Below are 16,554 nucleotides of genomic sequence, written 5' to 3'. Positions count from 1 at the left end.
CACCCACATTTGGCACAGAGTTGGGTAAAGTGACCATCTTTTCGACTGAATCTAGATGTCCTAACGTTAAGACCTTCTCTTTACTCAACAAAGTTAACCTTGCTCGCAAACCTAATTTTTCTTGTAATTGTTTAAGAAGCAGTTCTATTTTGCCTAAATCAAACTCGCCATTAAAAAACCCTATTGAAAATAGGCCTTTGGAATCGCTTTTCAGACAACAATGAAAGCCTAAATGACAACCAAGACTTTACATTTGATTTACATCCTAATGATTTATGCCACCGGTAGCAACCCCGTTTTTAATAATTTTTTAGTCTTCTTAGTATTTCCCAATAATAGACGTGTTAAAATCTCAATATAAAAATGCAAACATAAAACAACAAATAACGACTAAATCTTTTATAATCATAAAGATAAAAATAATACCATATTTACACACTCAATATATTGATTAACATTTATTAACATATTTATTGACAAAAAGAGGGGGTGTCATCAAAATGCTACCGGTAGCACCACGTGTTTTTAAAATGTTATTTTATTAAGGTCTCTTTATGTTGAAACATCTACTTAGTGCAGCTGCACTTCTTGCGTCGTCACTCACGTTGTCAGTAGGATACGCGGAATCATTACCCTCATTAGACAATACTAAGCCGTGGTCTATTCGTATGATTGAATCAGAAATGACACGCTTCCCAGAAGCCTGGCAAATTGATTGGGATGAAAAACCGCAATGGGACTATGTACACGGCCTTAATTTACTCGCCATTACCGAAGTGTATAAAAAAACCAAGAACCCCGACTATCTGCGTTACGTTGAGGGCTATTACGATATGCTCGTTAATGAAGATGGAAGCATAAAAACCTACGTCAAAGAAAAATACAATATTGATATGGTTAATCCAGGCAGGGTTCTCTTTTTCCTTTATGAAACCACCGGAAACGTAAAATACAAAAAGGCCGCAGATACCTTAAGAGCTCAACTGGACACCCACCCACGTACAGCGCAAGGTGGCTTTTGGCATAAGAAAAGATACCCACATCAAATGTGGCTGGATGGCCTTTATATGGGCGCGCCATTTTATGCTGAATATATTGTTAAATATGGTGATATGAGTGAATTAGACGACGTCTTCCTGCAATTCGAGCTTATTGAAGAGAATTTATACGATGAAGACACAGGGCTGCCTCGCCACGGCTGGGATGCGTCGAAACAGCAAAAGTGGGCGGATAGTGAAACTGGCCTTTCCGACAACCACTGGTCGCGAGCATTAGGCTGGTATGCCATGGCACTGGTAGACGTATTGGCCATCGTACCTACTGACCATCCCAAAACCCCGTGGCTCAATGCCCGTTTTCAGTCTTTTATTGACGCCGCATTAAAATACCAAGACGTGTCTGGTAACTGGTATCAGGTTACAGATAAAGGGGATTTGAACGGAAATTATCTAGAAGCTTCGGGCACCGCTATGATCACCTACGCCATCGCTAAAGGCGTTGAATTAAAATTTTTGCCTGCCAAGTATAAAAAGTATGCTCAAAAAGGCTTTTCAGGCTTAGTTGATCAGATGATTTCTGTGAAGCCTGATTCCAATGTCATTACCCTTGAAAATGTGTGTAGAGTGGCGGGGTTAGGCGGCTCTCCGTATCGAGACGGCTCATTCGAATACTACTTAAGTGAACCCATTCGCCCGAATGATGCTAAAGGCGTTGGCCCTTTCATCATGGCTGCACATTTTCTAGATCAATAATAAAGCTCGGGTAAAGGATAATTATGGAAACTCAATCATCAAGACGTCAGTTTTTAAAATCTACTTTAGCGTCTTCCAGTATGTTGCTTTCGTCCGGCGTCATGATGGGGGGATGTTCCACATCCTCACCCGCGGTGCGCTCACAAGCGCAATGGGATAAAGAAGCGGCACTAGTGAAACAAAGAATAAACGCCCCTAGCTTTCCCAATTACGCGGTATCAATCAGCGATAGTTTAGAAGCGCAACAACGAGAGCTTGGGAGTGCTAATGTTCGCCAAGCCATTCATACCGCGTTAGCAAAAGTAGCACAAAATGGTGGCGGAAAAGTGATTATCCCCCCAGGTGTTCATTACTGCGATGGCCCTCTGCATTTAATTTCAAATACTAACTTACATTTGGAAAAAGGGGCTACCCTCACCTTCTCTACTAACCCTGAAGATTATAAGCCATTTGTATTCACGCGCTGGGAAGGCATGGAGCTAATGGGGTATTCACCTTTAATTTACGCCTTTGAACAAGAAAATATCGCCATTACTGGTGAAGGCACCATTGACGGTGCTGCGTCTGCGGACAATTGGTGGCCTTGGAAAGGAAAATGGAAATCTGCGGATTGGGGCAACCATCCTGTGGCGAATCAAAAATTCACCCGAGACGCATTACAAGTGATGGTTGAAGAAGAAGTTCCTGTGGCGGAACGCGTATTTGAACACAACTATTTACGCCCACCGCTGATACAGCCTTATCGTTGCAAAAACGTGTTGATTGAAGGCGTCACTTTAACGCGTTCACCCTTTTGGTTAGTGAATCCCGTATTGTGCTCAAACGTAACAGTTAGCCATGTTCATTGTGAAAGCTTCGGGCCTAACTCAGACGGCTGTGACCCTGAAAGTTGTACCGATGTGCTAATAACCCACTGTGTCTTCGATACAGGAGATGATTGCATAGCCATTAAATCGGGTCGAAACGCAGATGGCCGGCGAATTAATGTTCCCTGCCAGAATATCGTTGTTGAACACTGTGAAATGAAAGCCGGTCATGGTGGCGTGGTTATCGGTAGTGAAATTTCAGGGGGAGTAAAAAACCTTTACGCACAATATTGCACCATGAGCAGCCCAGATTTAGACAGGGGCATCAGAATAAAAACAAACAGTATCCGAGGCGGACGACTGGAAAACTTAAATTACAGGAACATTGATATTGGCCGCGTAAAGGATGCGGTGGTGGTTAACTTCTTCTACGAGGAAGGTGACGCAGGCGCCTTCAGCCCCCATTTGGAAAACATCACCATTGAGAATTTAACGGTAGAAGCGGCTCAACGGGCGTTCTATTTACGCGGCTACGATCATACGCCTATCGAAGGGCTGACATTAAATAACATTATCATTAAAAACGCGCAGTCGCCTTCCATTATTGAGAATGTTGAAAATATATCAATTAATAACGTGATGATAAATCAACAAACGTTTGCGCTTTAAGCCATAAGGAAAAGAGCAATGTCTTTTGGGGTTCGATGGCTACTCATGGTGCTGACCGTATTGCAGGTTCAAAGTGTATTGGCCAGGGAGAGCACGGTGACTTTGCCTGATAATGTGACCGTCATAGTGAGTAAGTCACCACTAGACACGCACCTACCCCAATTTCGTACCGTCAGTGAAGCGTTAAAGGCACGCTCTTTTCTTGACCCATCCTTAATAGCGAACGAGAAAACAGCGCAGAAACCTGGTACTCCCTTCGTTATTTTCATTAGGCGCGGCACCTATAATGAACGTGTCGTTATTGACGATCACAATATCAAACTAATCGGGGAGCAGAAAGAGAGTACCATCATCAGCTACGGCAGATATGCGGGGCAACGTGTAGACACGCCTGAACAGGCTAAGATTAAGAAGAATTGGGGTACAGGCCGCACTGCCACGGTGGAAATCAATGGTAGCGCAATTACCCTAACCAACCTTACTGTTAAAAATACCTTCGACTTTCTAAGCAATGAACAATTGGCCGATGACGACACTAACAAAGTCAGGGGTACGCAGGCGGTTGCACTAAAAACAGGGCTTGGCGCTGACAAAATATTTTTGAATAATGTGGCACTATGGGGCTATCAGGACACCCTTTATCTTAACGGGGACAGAGCTTACATAAAAGGCGGCATGGTAGCGGGGAATATCGACTTTATCTTCGGTGGAGGCACCGCCGTTTTTGATGGCGTTACTCTCTTATCTCGTCAACGAGGAAAGGAAGTCAATGAAGGCTATGCTGGCTATATCACGGCACCAAGCACATTAATTTCACGTCCGTTCGGCTTCGTTTTTATAGGATGCACTCTTGCAAGGGAAAAGGGCGTCCCCCCAAAAACGGTGGCACTAGGCAGACCCTGGCACCCCACCACGACATTCGCCGATGGAAGATATGCCAACCCCTACGCAGTAGGAAATAGCACCTTTATTCGTTGCAATATGGACAGCCACATTGCAAAACACCCGTGGACGAGTATGTCTGGCACCCAAAAAGACGGAAGCAAGCGTGCTTTCAGCCCATTAACAGAAGCCCGTTTTTCAGAATACGGTTCCTTGGGCCCAGGTGCTGAAAGAAATGCTCAAGGTCACACGGTACTTAACGAAAAAGAAGCGAGCTTTTACTCAATCGACGCTATTTTAAGAGAATGGAAACCCAAAGAATAGCTACCTCAGCATAGAACAGCTTTCTCCCTATCCACCTTTTATTGCTATAAATACACTTAGCGTGAAATCGCTATTGAACGAAATTGCGTATATGCTTTGTAGAATATATATTTAGTTTTTTCCGCGAAGCCTTTTTATGTCGATACGTTTTCGATACATCGTTGCACTTACCCTGATAGCGTGCCTTGTTACGTTATCGTTTTTCTCCATGACAGGGTTATTTTCCTCTCAGCGAAACGACGCAGAAATCATCAACATTGCTGGGCAACAACGTATGCTTTCTCAGCGTATAGCACTCATCTCGGCGCACCCTTCATTTTGCGATTCCTCGGCAAGTACTCAGCAAACGTTGGCCAGTACCCTCGACACCTTCATATCGAACCATACCCGGCTAACGCAACTCACATCATTACCTAAGCAAGTGGAACAACTGTATTTTTCACCTGGTAATTTAGATACTGAGGTGAAGCAATACATACAGCAAGCTCAGTCGCGCCTAACGCAAGTCAATTGTATGCAGCCAACGTCCCCATTTACGCTCGACCAAGTCTCCAATCTTCTCGCAAAACTAAATGAAGTGGTGTATCAATTTGAACTGCACGCCAAACGTAGAGTAGATAAAGTGGCTAACATAGAGTTGTTTCTTTGGCTGGGTACGTTGGTGTTACTATTACTAGAGGCAACATTCATTTTCTCCCCCATGCGCAAAGCCATAGAAAGCACCATAGCGTCGCTTAAGCAATCTCATTTAGAAGCCAAAACTGCAATGGACGAGGCAAAAGCTGCCAGCCAAGCAAAGTCAGACTTTTTATCCAGCATGAGTCACGAATTACGCACCCCAATGAATGGCTTATTTGGCATGATAGAACTTGCCTTAGATACCCCTGAAAAGAGTGAAAGTTATTTAAAAAAGGCCAAAGCCGCTGGTCGCCAACTCCTTTCATTGATTAATGACATCCTTGATTTATCAAAGATAGAAGCCGGAAAAATAAAAGTAGAGAAAAGCCCAGTGGATCTTCTGCAGCTTATGGATGATGTGGTCACCATACAGCGCGTCTACTGCGTGAATAAGGGGTTGGCATTCAATTATTGTAAATCTGCCACCCTGCCTCACATTATCGAGGGCGACTCAACTCGCATTGCTCAAATTCTTCATAATTTGCTAAGCAATGCCATTAAGTTCACGGAATCAGGGGCAGTATCGTTAGCGGTGAATGAAACCCATATAGACGATAAGCCAGCTATCGTGTTTACGGTAACGGACACAGGAATTGGTATTGCCGATGAGAAGCTTAGTGCCATCTTTCAAAAATTTGAGCAAGCAGACCAATCTACCACGCGCTTATATGGCGGCACCGGATTAGGGTTAAGTATCGCTAAACGGTTAGCCGTGTTAATGGAGGGCGACATCAGCGTTTCATCCACGCTGGGTAAAGGCAGTGAATTTACCGTTAGCCTCCCCCTTATTGAGGCGAACCTTCCCCCATTGGAGGTTAACGAGGTGGCGAGCCTACGTTGTGCCGTTGTTGACGATTTGCAAACCAGTCGCGAATATCTTCAACACGTATTAACGGCTATGGCGATACAACCTACCACCTTTGCCAGTGCCGATGCATTTTTAGACGATCATCCTGAACAGTTCGATTTACTGATTGTGGACTTAGCGATGCCAAACAAATCGGGCGTCGACCTGCTTCGAGAAATGGCCCACCTGAACATTTCCCCTTTCCCACGAGTAATGTTAATCAGTGCAGAATTAGAGCTATTAGATTGTGAACAAGAAATACGGCGGCTAATTTGGAAAACCCACGCCAAGCCCATTAACAGAAGAGAGCTTGAGGCCGACTTAACGAAATTAATTAACAACGATACCCCCGACAATACCGCGCAGCGCTCAAAAGCGCAGAAAATGCGGGTGCTCATTGCCGAAGATAACGATATTAATTCGGAAATAGTCAAAGCCATGCTAGAAGCTGAAGGCTTTAAAACCCTTCATGTAAAGGATGGCGAGCAAGCCGTAGCAGCTTGCTCAAAGCATAAGTTTGACTTTATTTTGATGGACTGCAACATGCCTGTCATGGACGGCATTATGGCCTCAAATATCATTCGAAACGAACTTAAAGTTAGTACCCCCATTGCCGCCCTAACGGCGAATGTGTTTCCAGAAGATAAAGAAGAATGCCTGAAGGCAGGCATGAACGATTTTCTAACAAAACCCTTAAATAAAGGCGCACTGCTTGCCAGCATTCGCTTGCACACCCAGAACGATGTTGGTTAAGACCAGCGCGTTGACCCGCTACCCATAGGTGGTTTGCTCGGCAATGTAACCTGGCGCAATGGCAAGGTTATCGATATTGGCTAACACCTCATGGTTTTTTAACCATAATTGGTACTCACCGGTGCGCAAACTGGCGTGCTTAGTACAATCTACATTCCAGCGGCGCAATAAATACCCCGCCATTGCACGTCGCACGTCAATGCTAAGCACTCCATTTTGCATGCCGTAATCAAGTTCAATGGCCGTTGGATGCTTAATATTTTTCGGGTGAGGAATAATCTCTAGCGAGATTTTATGCTGCCACGCAGTGTCGTGACTGACTTCCTCGTGAGGATGCGGGGAGGTTTTCACTGTCACCTTACTCATTCGAGAGAGAACGAAATCACGGAAGCTTTTTGACTTTCTATCATAAGCGCGAACATGCCAACGCTGCCCATTATCTACAATACTATGCGGCACCAATTCACGTGCGTTCGACCCACTTGATAAAGAGGTGTATATAACGCTAACAGATTTATTGTTCACAATGGCCTGAACAATTTTTGCCACGATATAAATATCAGGAACATTTAGCGATGAGGCACTTTCAACCGGAAACTCAATATCGCCTATGGCGTCAAAGCCATCTGAGATATCGTTTGCCAATTTCACTAACGTGCGTTTTGCATCATGTTCGAAAAGGGGTTCAAACTTTTCAGTCTGAAAGTAGCGTTTTTCTCGTGCATCGTAAATCAAGTTATGCGGTGCAAGTTCTTTGTAAAGTGAAAAGTCCCTTGAGCCAGCAGACAAACCCACTTCAAAACGATTGATTAAATCCTGACGATAAATCGCACCTTTAAAAAGCAAACAGAAATCGATATAAGCCAAGCGTTGTCGCTGGGCAAAGCTGATTGTTTCTAACATCACTTTCTCAACCATTGTATTTTTAAACAGTGTGGTTCATTTAAAACTGGAAGTAAACCTTATTTTTAGTCAAAAAAACGCCCCCTTCATAAGCAGCATCTTACTGATTATTGAAGGAGGCGTTTCAGCACCCCGTTTTTGAGCGTAGGTGTATTAGTTGATGTAACGGCTTACATACTGATTGAAGCCTTCCTGGAACGTGTCTTTAAGACGTAAGCACTGCTGCGTTTTGTCTAGCATAACGTCATAACTTCTTGCCATACCTTGATGCTTCTCTTTAAGCGGTGCATAAAACGCTTTGGCAAGATTGAGATTTTTAGTGTCGCAGGTAGTAGACACAAACTCTGGCATTCTCGACACGTGATAATCAGGCATTTTACCTATAAGCGCATCTAGGTTTTCGTTCATCCATGAATATAACAGTGTTTTGTCTTCTAAATTACGCGATACACTCACAACCATGTACAAAGTGTTTGCGGGTGTGACTAAGTCTGTCAACGCAATATCCAGCATTTTGTTAACGGTTTCTTTGTCAGTAAAGCTCATAGAATAAAGCAGCGTGTTTTTCACATTAGGTAGTGTCGCCTTTTTGTAGGCGTCCACTATGGTGTCAAACATAGCCGTATCACCGTGCTTAGTGGTAACAGCAATTGCTGTTCTAGCAATGCCGGCCGGTACGCTTGTGGTGTCTTTAACGTATTGCTTTGCTAACTTTTCACTTTTTTCAATCAGTGAGTCATTTTTCGCATACTGCCCTAGCAAACCATACAAGCTATTTCGTAGTCTAATTTCACTCTCTGATTCACCTTTTGCCGGTGTTAAGGTAAGCGCGTTAAGAACAGGAAGGTACTCTTGCGTTAATAAGGCTGCATAATTATCTCGGTTAGTGTCATCGACAAGGTATGTAAACTCAGCTAACACTGCAACTGCTGCGCGCTTCACCACGGCTTCGTCATCTTTTGCCAACGCATTGACGACGGGCATAACATCACCAATGTTAATAACGCCAGCATTAAGTATGGCCTGAGCGTTATACAGTACATTTTTCTTTTCTCTGTTATTTAATGCACCCAAATCATTAAGTAACGCCGTCATTTGGGTTTTTGAAATAGCCCAACGGAAATAACCTGTGGCGTTGTCGTTTGGAAATACCCACTCGGCCTCGGCTAGCTGAGGTAGTGTGGTGGTCTTCTCATCAATAAATACCACCTCTTGCTTTATATTACCCTTCACTTTATAGGTAAGTTTCAGCGGCACAGCCCAGGTTTGCGGGGCCACTTCAGCACCAGCATAGTGAAAGCGTGACTGTGTTACTGTGCCGTTCTTATCAATACTAATAAGTGGATAACCTGGCTGTTCTAAATAGGCCTTCATCATGGCACTTAAGTTAAAATCAGAAACGTTGTCTAATGCTGCCCATAAATCGTCAGCAACCGTATTTCCCCAAGCATGCTTATTCATGTAGTTGCGCACGCCGTCACGGAATTTTTCCGTACCAATAAGTGACTCAATCATTTGCAAGATTGACTCACCTTTTGAATAGTTAAGCCCTAGCCCATCCATCACATCAGGTTGAGTGCGCACTATCTTTTTCACTGGCTTAACCGTAGGACTAGCGTCAGCACCAAAGGCACCTTCTTGAACAATACGATCGGCAAAGTTCAGTTCTGGGTATAATTCCATCATGGTATAGCTGGCTGCCCAAGAAGCAAATGCTTCGTTAAGCCATAAGTCGTCCCACCACTCCATGGTAACTAGGTTTCCAAACCACTGGTGAGCCAGTTCATGAGCAATGATGTTTAACGGCCCTGAGCGCTCAGTTAAAGAGGGGTTATCTTCTAGCAACAACAAACTATCGCGGTAAGTGATCAAACCCACATTTTCCATTGCACCGTGTGTGAAGTTTGGCACAGCCACAAAGTCTAGCTTTTTATACGGATATTTAGTGTCAAAGAAAGCTTCTAAAGAGGCAAGAATTTCTGGCGTATGCTTCACCACAAATTTCGTTTTATCTGCATAGCCTTTTGGTACATATACCTTGCCTGGCACCGATAAACCGGTAAGTTCAGCACTGTCAAACGGGCCTACAGCGTAGGCGATAAGGTAAGTGGGCATGGGCTTGGTTTTTTCAAAAACCACGGTTTGTGCGCCGTTCTCCACTGTGCGCTTCGCCACCGGCGTGTTAGACACCACAACTTGCTTTTCTGGCGAGGTAATGGTCATTTGATAAGCAATTTTGAACGCAGGCTCATCAAAGCTTGGAAACGCTTTACGTGCATGCATGTCTTCAAATTGGGTGAAGATATAATTGTTCTCTTCAAAGCGTGACAAATACATGCCATCTGATGAGGTATTTACTTTGCCTTTAAATTGAATATTAAGCTGGTAGTCGCCTTTCGCAATATCAGACTCGGCTTCACCCCAGTTCATGTTGTAATCGCCTTCACTCACCGTTAGCGCAATGGTAGTGTCTCCTTGCGTAAGGAAAGCCTGAGTTACGGTTAGATCTTCTTGATAAAAGCCGACTTTTTTAGTGGGCGTATTCACCGAAATATCAATCACTGTAACGCCAGAATAATCCGCAGCGTCTGGGTCAATATTTAGGTGGATTTTTTGAAATGTGGGCGTGACTGAAGACGATAAACGGTATTCAACGTCTTTGGCAAACGCAGAAGAGATAGATAGCGTTACCGACATTACCACACAACTCATTAAAGCTATGATGCGTCGCATATTTTTATTCCTTTTTTATTGTTGGTGTGGCGCTGTTGTCACCACACCTCATTTTACCGGCAAGATACTAGTTCCACAGGGCGTCGCTCGCAACTCCACATAGGGGTTAACCCTGCCTGAAATTGTTACGAGACATGTCTAGCGCAAAATTCCGAGATTTCACCGCAACACTGCCCCCCCATCACCTTGCCCTTGCAACTGGCCTTACGCGACGTTATTTACCCGTCGATTTTTGTGGTGACAACCCGAAGAAAAGTGAATACAACACAGGCACAACGCCTAAGCTCAACACTGTGCCTAAGGCTAAGCCAAATGCAATGGCACAGGCCATAGCGTAAAACAGTACATCTCCACTTAATATTAACGGAACCAACCCTAATATGGTGGTCATTGACGACATCAAAATGGGCCTTAGCCGCCGCACACACGCCGTAACTACCGCTTCGCTCTGCGCATCTTTATCATCAGCATCAACGTCTTGCCGGTCAGCATCTATACGCTCAATAAGAACAATGCCGTTGTTGACGATGATACCGGCCAACGCATACAGCCCCAATATCACCATAAACCCAAAGTCGCCTTGCATTAACAGCAGGCCCAATGCGGCACCTATGATGATAAGCGGAATGGTTAAGGTAATGATAAGCGTGCGCCGATAAGACCTAAACTGGGCAATTAATAACAACATAATGATACCTATACACAAGGGTAAATAGGTATTCAGCGACGATTTAGCCTTTGCTGACTCTTCAATAACCCCATCGTATTCTATGCTGTAGCCCACCGGCAATTGCTGCTTTAACTGCGCTAACTTTGGCGTCAGTAAAGGCACCATTTCTTCAGCATTGAGAACATGATTCTTGGCTTCAATACTAATAGTGCGAAACAAGTTTTCTCGGGCGATACGCGAAAACCCGGTTTCGTAGTTAATATCTGCCACCTGCAATAAAGGTACACTCACCCCTCGCGCGTTAGAGAACACATTAATACTTTCAACCCGTGAAAGATCGAAGCGTTCCTTATCTCTACTTTGCACAATAATGGGCAGGATGTCGTCACCTTCAATAAATTCAGAAATAATGCGCCCACTGTAATAGGTGTTTAGCGTCTGCGCTATATCAGCAGAACTTACACCAGCTCGCCGGGCTTTTTGCTGGTTAACATCTATGCGCAAACGGGACACACGATTTTCCCAATCATTGCGGATGTCATAGGTATTAGGTAAAGAGGCCACCATGGCCTCTAGCTTTTTAGATAATGAAAACAACACATCTTTATCTGGCCCCTTAATTTGCAACGCTATTTTGCTGGAATCGGAAGGGCCAAGAAACATTTTCGTTACCCGCGCAAACACATCAGGATAATGAGCAGCAAATTGCGCTCGTAATGCGTCTATTGTGGGTTGAACATGCTCTCCTTTGTCGATATCCAACATCATAAACCCTTTTGCTTCGTCTGGGTCTATGGGTGTCAGTGACAGCACGAACCTTGGCCCACCAAACCCTCCGTAGCCCACGGCATTTTGCACATAAGGGAACTGCTGTTTGTCTTCTAAATCCTTAAATACCCGCGCTAATGTATGATTAGTTTTGCGTATAGAGCTACCCGCTGGCATATCCAAATACACCAGCACCTGTGTGCGGTCGGAGTCGGGGAAGAACTTAGCCGGCACTTTCGAGAGCGCAAAACCACCCGCAAAGAAAAGCCCCACCATGATAGCCATAAACAGGAGGCGCATGTTCAGCACCCGACGCAGCAGCGATTCATAGTAAGGGTTCAGTTTATTGAAATACTCACTGATGTTGGTTTTGCCTTGTTTTTTGTTACCGTCGGGGCTAGGTACAAAGTGGTAACAAAGATAAGGGGTAATAGTTTGAGACAACAACCAAGACACCAGTAACGCAATTAATATCACCAATGAAATTGACCGTGTGTACTCTCCCGCCACACTGTCCGCAAGCATAAGCGGTAGAAATACCAAGATAGTCGTGAGTGACGAGGTAAGTAAGGGGAATGCAAGAGACCGACTAGAATTTGCCAGCGCTTGCTCTCGGTCCTCTCCATCTTCTAACCTTCTTTTAAAGTCTTCAGCCACAACGATGCCGTTATCAACCAGCACGCCTAATGAAATAATTAATGTCGCCAACGACATGCGCTCAAGCACCATACCGGAAAACGCCATTATCGAGATGGTGATGAGTATCACACTAGGCACAATCCCTCCCACAATGAGCCCAGCTTTCACGCCTAAAAACAGCAACACTACGGCGCTAACAATCGCGAGAGTTTCTAACACGTTAATACTCACGCCATTGATGGCGTTTTGCACCACATCGGCTTGCCGGGTAATCGTGGTAAGCTGCATGCCCACAGGCAATATACGATTCAAGCTAGCTAGCTGCGCTTCAATCTGCGGGCTAAAGGTTAATACATCTACATGGTCATTTTTTGCAATCGCAAACACAATGACAGGCTTGCCATTGAGATAGGCGGTGCGAGAAGGTGGGTCTTCAGCTTCCCGGCGCACCTCGGCGATATCTTCAAGCAATACCGATTCTTGGCGTTCAGGTATGGAAATAAGCGCCTTTTTTACGTCTTCTAGAGATTGAAAGTAGCCAGACGGTTGCAGCGTATAATTGGTGCCCCCTGCATCTATCGTTCCGCCAGGTTGAATAATATTTTGGGCCTGCAGCAGTCCAATCACTTGTTCGGGAGACATGCCAAAATTGGCCAGCTTGCCATTATTGATGGCGATGGTAATTTGCTCTGAACGGGCACCTAAAATATCGATACTTTTTACGCCATCCACGCGAAACAGAGTGTCACGAACGTGCTGGGCAATGTCTCTACGTTCGTCAAATCCATAGCTTTCATCCGCCTCAAGCGCAATGGTTAGTACCGCCACGTCGCCAAAGCTGTCATTCACCAGTGGCGTACTGGTACCCTCGGGCAAACTTGGTGTCACTTGCTCTAGCTCATCTCGCAAATCATCCCAAATTTGCTCAAGCTCAAAATACCTGTCTTTAATTTTCACGTGTAACGTCGCTTGCCCTGTCATAGACACCGAACGAATTTCATCGATTTCTGGTAGCTTCCGCGCCGCTTCTTCTAAGGTTTTTGTTATCAACAACTCCACTTTATCGGCGGGCAAGCCAGGGTAAGACGCAGTCACTAAGGCTTCGCGTATCGTAATATCGGGATCTTCTTGGGCGGGTAGCGTAAAATAGCTGTATAGGCCAAAGACCATTAGAATACTGACAATGGCCAGCATTAAGCGGTTATGAATAAGGCTTAGTTCAGAGATAGATTTCACGGCTTATCCTTGCTCGTTACTCGTTGAAAAAGTGCGTATCGCCGTTTGCCACGTGAACCCGCTGATCGGCACTTAAATGCGCCACCCCTGCACGCACCACTGAAGGTAACCCATCAAATTCTCCTTCAATCAGCGCGGTGTCCTTATTCATATTGAGTAGGGTTACGGGAACTTTAGTCACACGGTAAACAGGCGATTTGTCACCCGATTCTTGCTCAATCGGCGTTGCGGTATAAACAAAATAACTGTCGTCACTGCCATTACCCAGTGCGGACAAGGGCACAATAAAGCCCCCGCGACTTTCCCTATTGTTATTGGTCTTGCCGGTATAGCTTAAGGTAACCTCAGCACTCATTCCTGGCTGCAGCCCCTTTGGCGCATCGTCTAATTGCACCGTTACAGGAAATGCATTGGCGCTGCCTGCACGGCTGCTGACTTCAAAAATTCGCCCTTTCAGATTGGTTTCGCCCAGTGCATAAACCGTTACCTTAACCACATCTTGAACGTTCAGGTAATTTATCATGCTTTCAGGCACGGAAAGCGCCACTTCCAAACCCGCTGTCCCCTCTACCGTAAAAGCAGGTTGTGCGGGAGTCACTCGTTGGGAAGGCTCTATATGACGTTGAGCAATGGTGCCAGCGTAAGGGGCAACTAATGTGGTGTCAGCCAAGTCTTCTTCGGCAATACTTAGTTGCGCTTCAGCGACCTCTGCTTGATCGCTCAGTGCATTTAATTGAGTGACGGCAACATCGTACTCTGCTTGCGAAACCGCTCCGGTTTCAACTAACTGCTTTTTTCTGTTTACGTCTTTTTGTGCATCTTTTATCCGCGCCTGAATTTCAGATAACTGCCCTTGGCGTTGTTTCACGGCAAGCTCAAACACTTTGCTCTCTATTCGAGCAAGCTTATCTCCCCGGGCAATGGTATCACCTAAATTCACGTTAACGTTTTCTACCACCCCGGCCACTTCAAAACTCAGCTGGCTTGTTTCCGCTGCTTGCACTACACCAGATAAAACATGAGACTGCTGACCATCGTAGGCTTGTACCTGGCTAACCATCACTGTACGTAACAATTCAGCTTGAGGCTTAGGGTCAGCGCACCCTGACATGATTAATATTATTGAGAAAACGCCAGCCATACTGAGTTTCATTATCGCTCCTTGATGCAAGATTAATATTGTCTATACAGAATATTGTTCACTTTGGTTTTTTTCATATTTTGCGTCGCGCGGCAGCCATAATGAAACTAACCTAGCGAACACCACAAACAATACAGAAGAAAGTACGAATGGCAGTATGGTAGATAATGCGGTAGATTGATATTTGACACCCATACCGCCCCGCGACACAATGCCAACACCCTTGCACCTCAATGATTAGGCTTTTTCCACACCCCATGCTGTCCCTTTCCCAATTTCAAATTAAAACCCAACACCACTTTATTTCTCCCGCATTCTCGTTGACTCTCGCATTGCCAGGGAATTACCTATTGGCAGGCAGAAATGGTTCAGGTAAATCGCTATTGTTGGCAGCGCTTGCAAATAACGGCACGCCCATGGCTGGCGTTAGAGAGTGCAAGGTATCAATAGCGCAGGTAAGCATTGAAATGCAACAGCAGCTTATTGCTGAGGAAAAACAAAAAGACAGTGCAGATATACTTGATGTCATTGCCACCCCCACCAAAGTATCAGAGTTACTGGAGCAAAGCGCCATCAATGTCGAGCGTCCTTCAAAAGACACCCATTACACCAAACATCCTGTGTATGAAGAACTGATAAACGTATTACGCATAGCACACCTCATTGATGCCGAGTTTTTATCGTTATCAACGGGAGAAACTCGCAAAGTATTAATCGTGTTGGCATGGCTCAGCGGTGCCTCGTTAATCCTTCTTGATGAGCCCTTTGAAGGATTAGATGCAAAAGCAAAGCAAGACTTTAGTAAGTTTCTTTCCTCTCAACAGCAAGCATCATTAATTATCACGGCCAATAAATTAGATGACATACCCGATGATTTCAATGCCAACCTACTGGTAATGAAGGACTTAAGCGTGGCTTGGCAGTCGGACCAAACATTAACCACAGAGGAAATTCGGTATCAATTGGGGACTTGGTTCGCTTTAGAAAATGAAGATATTATGCTGCCTGCCCCTTTAAGTGAGCATCAACATTCGGTGCCGGAAACCTTAATTACGCTTAATGCGGGTCGGGTGAGCTATGGGGACAGAGTCATTTTTGAAGGCGTGGATTTTCAGCTGGATAAGCAAGAACATTGGCAAATAAGTGGACAAAATGGCTCTGGAAAAACCTGTTTGCTGCAGATGTTTACCGGCGACAACCCCCACTGCTACACCAACGATTTAACCATGTTTGGCATTCAACGTGGCTCCGGCGAAAGTATTTGGGACATAAAAAAACATATTGGCATTATGTCCAACGCGTTACATTTACAATATAAGGTGAACACCAGTTTAGAAAATGTGATTTTATCTGGTTTTTACGACAGTATTGGATTGTACTCCAAACCCTCCAATACTGAGCGCGAAAAAGCAGCGCAATGGCTGGCGGTTTTAGGGTTAAGCAAGTATGCAGATTCACCGTTTCAATCTCTTTCTTTTGGTGATCAGCGCCTTGCCCTTATTGCCCGCGCCATGGTGAAACATCCTGCGTTGCTCATACTTGATGAGCCCTGCAACGGACTAGATGAATTTAATCGAGTGAAAACCCTGAAACTGATTGAGAAAATAGTCGCCCAAGGACAGAGCACTGTACTTTATGTTACCCACAGCCAACGTGAAACCATTGCGGGCATTCAACATCATTTGACCATGGAAGATTATCATCCCGCCTAATTTTGGCAAACTGGGGCAAGCTCGGTATTGTCTACGATGCCG

The 16,554-nt window shown here is 44.9% G+C and carries 9 protein-coding genes; 5 read left to right on the top strand and 4 right to left on the bottom strand.

Translation table 11 applies throughout. The features are described 5' to 3' along the window. Window positions 1–554 precede the first annotated feature (554 nt). From IUA53_RS07510 to IUA53_RS07495, 4 genes are all read left to right on the top strand, one after another. A complete protein-coding gene (locus IUA53_RS07510) occupies window positions 555–1,751 on the top strand; it encodes a glycoside hydrolase family 88/105 protein (protein WP_044057390.1) in 1,197 nt (398 codons plus the stop codon). Between the two features lie 23 nt (window positions 1,752–1,774). After that, window positions 1,775–3,226: a glycoside hydrolase family 28 protein gene (locus IUA53_RS07505; protein ID WP_231401284.1), complete on the top strand. Its 1,452-nt coding sequence runs from the start codon at window positions 1,775–1,777 to the stop codon at window positions 3,224–3,226. An 18-nt stretch (window positions 3,227–3,244) separates the two neighbouring features. After that, window positions 3,245–4,432 (top strand): pectinesterase family protein, encoded by a 1,188-nt coding sequence (locus IUA53_RS07500; protein WP_196898974.1) that lies wholly within the window; start codon window positions 3,245–3,247, stop codon window positions 4,430–4,432. Between the two features lie 136 nt (window positions 4,433–4,568). Then, entirely contained in the window at window positions 4,569–6,710 is a 2,142-nt protein-coding gene (locus IUA53_RS07495) for a response regulator (protein WP_196898972.1), read from the top strand. A gap of 18 nt (window positions 6,711–6,728) precedes the next feature. Here the strand turns inward: IUA53_RS07495 and IUA53_RS07490 are convergent, their stop codons facing one another. From IUA53_RS07490 to IUA53_RS07475, 4 genes are all read right to left on the bottom strand, one after another. Beyond that, entirely contained in the window at window positions 6,729–7,613 is an 885-nt protein-coding gene (locus IUA53_RS07490) for a WYL domain-containing protein (protein ID WP_044057394.1), read from the bottom strand. 153 nt (window positions 7,614–7,766) lie between these two features. Beyond that, window positions 7,767–10,346: a M1 family metallopeptidase gene (locus tag IUA53_RS07485; protein WP_196898970.1), complete on the bottom strand. Its 2,580-nt coding sequence runs from the start codon at window positions 10,344–10,346 to the stop codon at window positions 7,767–7,769. A 214-nt stretch (window positions 10,347–10,560) separates the two neighbouring features. Beyond that, window positions 10,561–13,659, bottom strand: a complete 3,099-nt coding sequence (locus IUA53_RS07480; protein WP_332310813.1) for an efflux RND transporter permease subunit — start codon at window positions 13,657–13,659, stop codon at window positions 10,561–10,563. 16 nt (window positions 13,660–13,675) lie between these two features. Then, window positions 13,676–14,812, bottom strand: coding sequence for an efflux RND transporter periplasmic adaptor subunit (locus IUA53_RS07475; protein ID WP_044447826.1), 1,137 nt, complete (start codon window positions 14,810–14,812; stop codon window positions 13,676–13,678). 245 nt (window positions 14,813–15,057) lie between these two features. Here IUA53_RS07475 and IUA53_RS07470 point away from each other — a divergent pair, with 245 nt between their 5' ends. Then, the gene (locus IUA53_RS07470; protein ID WP_156141778.1) at window positions 15,058–16,512 is read left to right on the top strand and encodes an ATP-binding cassette domain-containing protein; all 1,455 of its coding nucleotides are present in this window, start codon (window positions 15,058–15,060) and stop codon (window positions 16,510–16,512) included. Window positions 16,513–16,554: the final 42 nt, after the last annotated feature.

Origin of the sequence: Alteromonas sp. B31-7 (genome assembly GCF_015767655.1) — a bacterium.
Lineage (GTDB): Bacteria > Pseudomonadota > Gammaproteobacteria > Enterobacterales > Alteromonadaceae > Alteromonas > Alteromonas australica.
This window is presented reverse-complemented; position numbering and strand designations above follow the sequence as displayed.